The organism is Pseudooceanicola lipolyticus (genome assembly GCF_002786325.1).
Taxonomy (GTDB): domain Bacteria; phylum Pseudomonadota; class Alphaproteobacteria; order Rhodobacterales; family Rhodobacteraceae; genus Pseudooceanicola_C; species Pseudooceanicola_C lipolyticus.
Genome location: NZ_PGTB01000193.1, coordinates 1 through 6,218 on the forward strand (window position 1 = coordinate 1; position 6,218 = coordinate 6,218).

General features: G+C 65.9%; 5 protein-coding genes. 2 read left to right on the forward strand and 3 right to left on the reverse strand.

All coding sequences use genetic code 11. The features are described from left to right. A partial coding sequence (gene murJ, locus CVM52_RS22705) for a murein biosynthesis integral membrane protein MurJ (RefSeq protein WP_276308658.1) occupies positions 1–556 on the reverse strand: 556 nt, incomplete at its 3' end. 201 nt (positions 557–757) lie between these two features. Here murJ and CVM52_RS22710 point away from each other — a divergent pair. Further along, positions 758–1,792, forward strand: a complete 1,035-nt coding sequence (locus tag CVM52_RS22710) for a Hint domain-containing protein (RefSeq protein WP_100164646.1) — start codon at positions 758–760, stop codon at positions 1,790–1,792. Between the two features lie 5 nt (positions 1,793–1,797). Here the strand turns inward: CVM52_RS22710 and CVM52_RS22715 are convergent, their stop codons facing one another. Both CVM52_RS22715 and CVM52_RS22720 read right to left on the reverse strand, forming a co-directional pair. Further along, complete coding sequence (locus CVM52_RS22715; RefSeq protein ID WP_100164647.1) at positions 1,798–4,626, reverse strand: [protein-PII] uridylyltransferase; 2,829 nt, start codon at positions 4,624–4,626, stop codon at positions 1,798–1,800. Beyond that, the gene (locus CVM52_RS22720) at positions 4,586–5,761 is read right to left on the reverse strand and encodes a penicillin-binding protein activator (RefSeq protein ID WP_100164648.1); all 1,176 of its coding nucleotides are present in this window, start codon (positions 5,759–5,761) and stop codon (positions 4,586–4,588) included. The genes CVM52_RS22715 and CVM52_RS22720 overlap by 41 nt, the downstream gene beginning before the upstream one ends. Positions 5,762–5,847: 86 nt before the next feature. Between CVM52_RS22720 and rsmI the strand changes: the two genes are divergently transcribed. Further along, the coding region (rsmI, locus tag CVM52_RS22725) for a 16S rRNA (cytidine(1402)-2'-O)-methyltransferase (protein ID WP_240621039.1) at positions 5,848–6,218 on the forward strand (371 nt) is incomplete at its 3' end.

Sequence of the window (6,218 nt, forward strand, 5' to 3'; positions counted from 1 at the left end):
CGACGTCGCCGCCGACCGCGGCGGCGACGGTCATCGACCCGACCAGCAGCACGTTCAGCAGCACCGGCGCGGCGGCGGCGGCGGCAAAGCGGCCGGTGGCGTTCAGCAGGCCGGAAAACAGCGCCGCCAGCGAGATGAACAGCACGTAGGGAAAGGCGATGCGCCCGAATTCCACCGACAGGGTGAATTCCTGCTGCCCGGCAAAGCCGCTGGCCAGCCCGAAGATCAGCCAGGGCATCGCCAGCTGCGCCAGCAGCGTCAGCGCGATCAGCACGGTGGTCAGTGCCGCCAGCGCCTCTTCGGCAAAACCGCGGGCGTCTTCGCCGGTCTGCAGCTTTTTCGAGAACATCGGCACGAAGGCCATGTTGAAGGCGCCCTCGGCAAAAAACCGGCGGAACATGTTGGGCAGGCGGAAGGCCACGACATAGGCCTCGTAAAACGGCCCGGTGCCCAGCAGCGCCAGGATCATCGCGTCGCGGACGAAGCCCAGTATGCGGCTGAGCATGGTCCAGACCCCAACGGTCAGGAAGCCGGAGATCAGGCGGATCGGTTTCATGGCTGCTCCTGCAAGGCCTGCCCGGTGTTCTTGTCGCTTTTGCGGCAGGAGTAGCGGTTTCCGCAGCGCTGGGAAAGGTGGTGGGGCGGCAAGCGGGCGGGCAGAAGGCAGTCAAGCCGCATTCTGGTTCGAATTTTTCCATAATTTTGCCGAACCGCCCGTTTATCGCCTTGAACGTTTATTGAGTGACAGGTTGCCGTTATGTCCAAGACCACCGAGACCCTGCACCTTTTGGGTGCGTCCAATCTGACCATTTCCGATGGCGGCGAGCTGTCCGGCTATAGCCAGGGCGATGGCAGCCACATGCTGGGCAAGAGCATCACGCTGAACTCGACCGACTGGGAAGCGATCAGCGTCCGGGACAATGACGGCAGCTTCGCCGACAACGACGGCAGCCAGCGGTTGAATGGCGACCAGGCCTTCGACGGCAAGAAATATGCCGATGACAGCAAGTTCGAGGCTGAATACGGCATGGTGGTGCAGGACCCTGACGGGAACACCTACACGCTCCTTGGTTTCAACATCAATGAAGGCGGCAAGGGCGCGTCCTACGCGACGGTCGAGGGGCTGGCCTTTGTCGGTGACTCCTTCCCGCCGGCCGGGGTGCCGTTGAAGGTGATCAAGGCCTATGAGGGCCCCTCCGAGGCCTATGCCGACATGGCGACTCCGGCCTGTTTCACCGCCGGATGCCGCATCGCCACCCCTGACGGGCTGGTCCCGGTAGAGGCGCTGCGCGCGGGCGACCGGGTGGGCACGGCGGATCACGGCACCCAGGAGATCCGCTGGATCGCCCACAGCCACCTGACCGGCGCGGTGCTGCGCGACCATTGCGAGTTCCGCCCGATCCTGGTGCGCAAGGATGCGCTGGGCCCCGGCTGCCCGGACCGGGATATCCGGCTGTCGCCGCAGCACCGGGTGCTGATCGGCGACGAACGGGCACAGCTGTTGTTCGGCGAGCCCGAGGTCTTCGTTCCGGTCAAGAAACTGGTGAACGGCACGTCGATCCTGCGCGATGACCGCGCGCCCGACGTGGCCTATTTCCACCTGCTGCTGGAGCGGCACGAGGTGATCTGGTCCGATGGCATGGCCAGCGAAAGCTATCTGCCGGAAGAGGCGGAATTGCTGATGCAAGGCCAGGGCATAACACTGCCGGCGCCGATCCGGCGCCAGACCGTAGCGATGGCGCGGCCCTGCATCTCGGACAAGCGCACCAGTCTGCTGCGGCTGGCGGCCTGAACGGTCTAGGTCGCGGCGCGTTCGGCACCTTCGCTGATCGCCTGGCGCAACTTTTTCTCCAGCGAGCGCTGCTTGGATTCGGACTGGTATTTCAGTCCGAACATGTCCTTGACGTAGAAGGTGTCGACCACCTGTTCGCCAAAGGTCGCGATCACCGCGTTGGCGATATAGACATTGCTGGCCGCCAGCGTCCGCGCCAGATCATATAGTAGGCCGGGACGGTCGCGGGTATCGACCTCGATGATGGTGTAGATATCGGAGCCGTCATTGTCGAACTTGATATGGGTCGGCACCTCGAATCCGCGCTCGCGTTTCTTGATCTTGTCGCGCGATTTCAGCGCCTCGCGCGCAACCACCTCGCCTTTCAGCGTCTTGGTGATCATCTGGGTCAGGCGCGGCAGGCGCGACGCCTCGTAGGGCCGGCCATCGGCATCCTGGATCCAGTAGGCATCGGTGACATAGCCGTCCTTCGAGGTATAGCTGCGGGCGTCGACCACATTGGCCCCGACCAGCGCCAGCGCCCCGGCCAGCCGGGCGAAGATGCCCGGATGATCGGGCATGACGAAACAGGCTCGGGTGGCGTCGCGGTCCTCATCCGGGTGCAGCTTGACCAGCATGCGGTCGGGATCGCCGGATTCGTCCAATTCGCGCAGCATATGGGCGAAATCGATATGGGCGGTGACATGCAGCCCCTGCCAATAGGGGGCATAGTGGCGCGAGGTTTCGGTTTTCAGCGCGGCGCGCGGCCAGTCCGGCAGCGCCTGGCGCAGCAGCCGCTTGGCCTCGGTGCCGCGGTTCTCGCGGTTCAGCGCCTCCATCCCTTCTTCCATCGCCCGCTTGGTCTGCCGGTACAGCGCGCGCAGCAGCGCCGCTTTCCAGTTGTTCCAGACATTCGGCCCGACGCCGCGGATGTCGCAGACCGTCAGCACGGTCAGCAAATCCAGCCGCTTGACCGTCTGCACCGCCTTGGCAAAGTCGCGCACGGTGCGCGGATCGGCGATGTCGCGTTTTTGCGCCATGTCCGACATGAGCAGGTGATAGCGCACCAGCCATTCGACGGTTTCGCTGTCCTGCTTGTTCAGACCCAGCCGCGGCGCCACCTTGCGGGCAATCTGGGCGCCCAGCTGCGAATGGTCTTCGGGACGGCCCTTGGCGATGTCATGCAACAGCAGCGCGACATACAGCACCTTGCGGTTCACACCCTCTTTCAGGATGCCCGAGGCCACCGGCAGCGTTTCCTTCAACTCGCCGTTTTCGATCTGTGCCAGCGTCTTGATGCACTGGATGATGTGTTCGTCCACCGTGTAGCTGTGGTACATGTTGAACTGCGTCATCGCCACGATGGGTTCGAATTCCGGCAGGAAGGCCGACAGCACCCCCAGTTCGTTCATCCGGCGCAGGGCGCGTTCGGGATTGCCGTGTTTCAGCAGGAGGCCCATGAAGATCTGCTGGGCCTCCTTGTTGTTGCGCATGTTCTCGTCGATCAGGCTGAGATTGGCGGTGACCAGGCGCATCGCGTCGGGATGGATCAGCATCCCGGTGCGCAGCCCCTCGTCGAACAGGCGCAGCAGGTTCAGCTTGTCCTTCAGGAACTCCTCGGGATCGGCAATGGCGAGCCGGTTGTTGACCTCTTCATATTCCGGTTTGACCTTGCGCTTGCGTCGGAAGATGCGGTCGAGCAGGGGTTCGGACTTGACGTGGATGGCTTCGAGCTTGGTCAGCACGATCCGGGTCAGGTCGCCCACCGCGGTGGCCTGGCGGAAATAGTCCTGCATGAAGAATTCGACGTCGCGGCGGCCATCCTTGTCCTTGTAGCCCAGCCGCTCGGCCACCTCGATCTGCAGGTCGAAGGTCAGCTGTTCGGTGGGGCGCCCGGTGACCAGGTGCATATGGGCGCGCACCGCCCACAGGAAATCCTCGGCCTTGACGAAGCGCTCGAACTCGCTGGGTCGGAACACACCCAGCGGCACCAGCTCGGCGGCGTCCTGGACCCGGTGAATATATTTCGCGATCCAGAACAGCGATTGCAGGTCGCGCAGCCCGCCCTTGCCCTCTTTCACGTTGGGCTCGACCACATAGCGCTGGCCCTGCTTGCGGTGCCGCTTGGCCCGTTCCGCCAGCTTGGCCTCGACAAATTCGCGCTCGCCGCCCGAAAACAGATCGGCGTTCAGCCGGCGGTCGAGATCGGCGGCCAGCCGGGCGTCGCCGGCAAGAAAGCGGTGTTCCAGCAACGCGGTGCGGATGGTGAAATCGTCCTGGCCCAGGCGGATGCAATCGCGCACCGTGCGGCTGGAATGGCCGACCTTCAGCTTGAGATCCCACAGCATGTACAGCATCGATTCGATGCAGCTTTCGGCCCAGGCGGTGATCTTGTAGGGGGTCAAGAACAGCAGGTCGACATCCGAGAACGGCGCCATCTCACCCCGGCCATAGCCGCCGACGGCGATCACCGAGATGCGTTCGCCAGCGGTCGGATTGGCCAGCGGATGCAGCCAGGTGCGCGACACGTACAGCGCGGTGGTGACCAGCCCGTCGGTCAGGTAGGTATAGGAGCGGGTGAGCATCCGCGCCTCGAGCGGCGCCGCGGCAAAGGCGCGGGCGATCACCGCGCGTCCGGCGGCATTGGCCTCGCGCAGCACGCGGACGGTTTCCGCCCGCAGCGCCGCCGCATCCATGCCGGCATCAGCCGCTTCGCCGATGCGCGCCCGAACCGCGGCGGCATCGAAGATCTCGGAGGGCTCGCAGAGCAGCGGGCCGGGTTGCGGCAGGAGCGAGTCGGGGCGGCCGGCGGCGTCAGAGCCCGGGGCCGGCAAAGTTCGTTGGGGCAGGGTCAATCACAACCACCTGTCTGTTCTGAATCGAGGCCACCGCCAGGCCACGTTGATTGGTGCCGTCGGGCAGCAGCCGGAAGATACCGCCAACCCCCTGGAAGCCCGCCGCCTGGGTCAGCGCGGCGCCGGTCAGGGCGTCGGCATTGCCGGCGCCAACCAGTGCGCCGATGGCGGCGATGCCGTCATAGGCCAGCCCGCCGATCGGGTGCGGCTGATCGCCGAACGAGGCCTGATAGCGGGCCTGGAACTGCGCCGCCTTGGCCGGATCGGGCAGGGCGAACCAGCCGCCCTGGACGCCGGGCAGTTCCAGCGTTTGCGGCGGGATGTCCCAGCGGGTGAGGCCGATATACTGCACCGAGTCGGGCGACACGCCCGCCTCGGGCAGCAGCTGGGTCAACAGCGGCAGGGCCCCGGCGGTGTTGGCGGTCAGGAACAGCGCGTCGGCCCCGGCGGACTGGACGGTGTCGCGGATCGTCGGCACCGTGGCGATCACCGCCTGTTGCGACAGGTCATAGGGCACGGTTCCGGACACCCGCGAACCGGTACGCACCAGGGCCGACTGGAAGGCATCGCGCCCGGTCTGCCCGGCCACGTCATTGCTGTGCACGATGACGATGCTTTGTTTGCCGCGCCCGGCGGCGAAATTGGCCAACCGGGTGGCGGTATTGGCAAAGGTCGGCCCCAGGATGAAGACGTTGCCGCCGGCGATCGAGGCGTTGTTGGAGAAGGACAGCAGGTTGACATTGCGGCTGCGCACCGCCAGCCCGGCGGCATTGGCGGCCTCGGCATAGACCGGGCCCAGGATGATGCCGGCGCCGTCATCCACCGCCTGCGAGGCGGCCTGCGCCGCCAAAGCGGCATTGCCGCCGGTGTCATAGACCCGCAGGTCGACCTGCACACCCTGCAGATCCGAAACCGCCAGCCGCGCCGCGTTTTCAAGGCTCTGGGCCAGCACCGCATCGCCCGGCTGGGCCGAACTGCGCGGCACCAGCAGTGCCACCGGCACCGGGCGCGAAGTGTCGATGCTGGGCCCGCCGCCGCCAATGGTGGCGGTGTCACAGGCGGCAAGAACGAGTGCGGAGGCCACGGCGAGGCAGGCGATCGCCGCCTTGCGGGCGCTGGCAAAAACAGCAAACATGGGGGCAGTCGCTTCCTTTTCCGGCGGGTTGGCACCGCATTGGGGTTGGGCCGGGATAATAAACGTCAAACGGGACGGGTCCAGAGTTGAATTTCCAAAAGGTTAGTCTGGCGCCGGGGCTGTATTTCGTCGGCACGCCGATCGGCACTGCCCGCGACATCACCCTGCGGGCGCTGGATGTGCTGGCCTCGGCCGATCTGCTGGCGGCGGAAGACACCCGCAGCCTGCGGCGGCTGCTGGAGATCCATGGCGTGCCGCTGGATGGCCGGCGGGTGCTGGCGCTGCACGATCACAGCGGGCCGGCGGTGCAGGAGCGGCTTTTGACTGCGCTGGGCGAGGGCGCCTCGGTGGCCTATGCCTCCGAAGCCGGGATGCCGCTGATCGCCGATCCGGGCTTTGAACTGGGCCGCGCGGCGGCCGAAGCCGGCCATGCGGTGACCTCTGCGCCGGGGCCGAC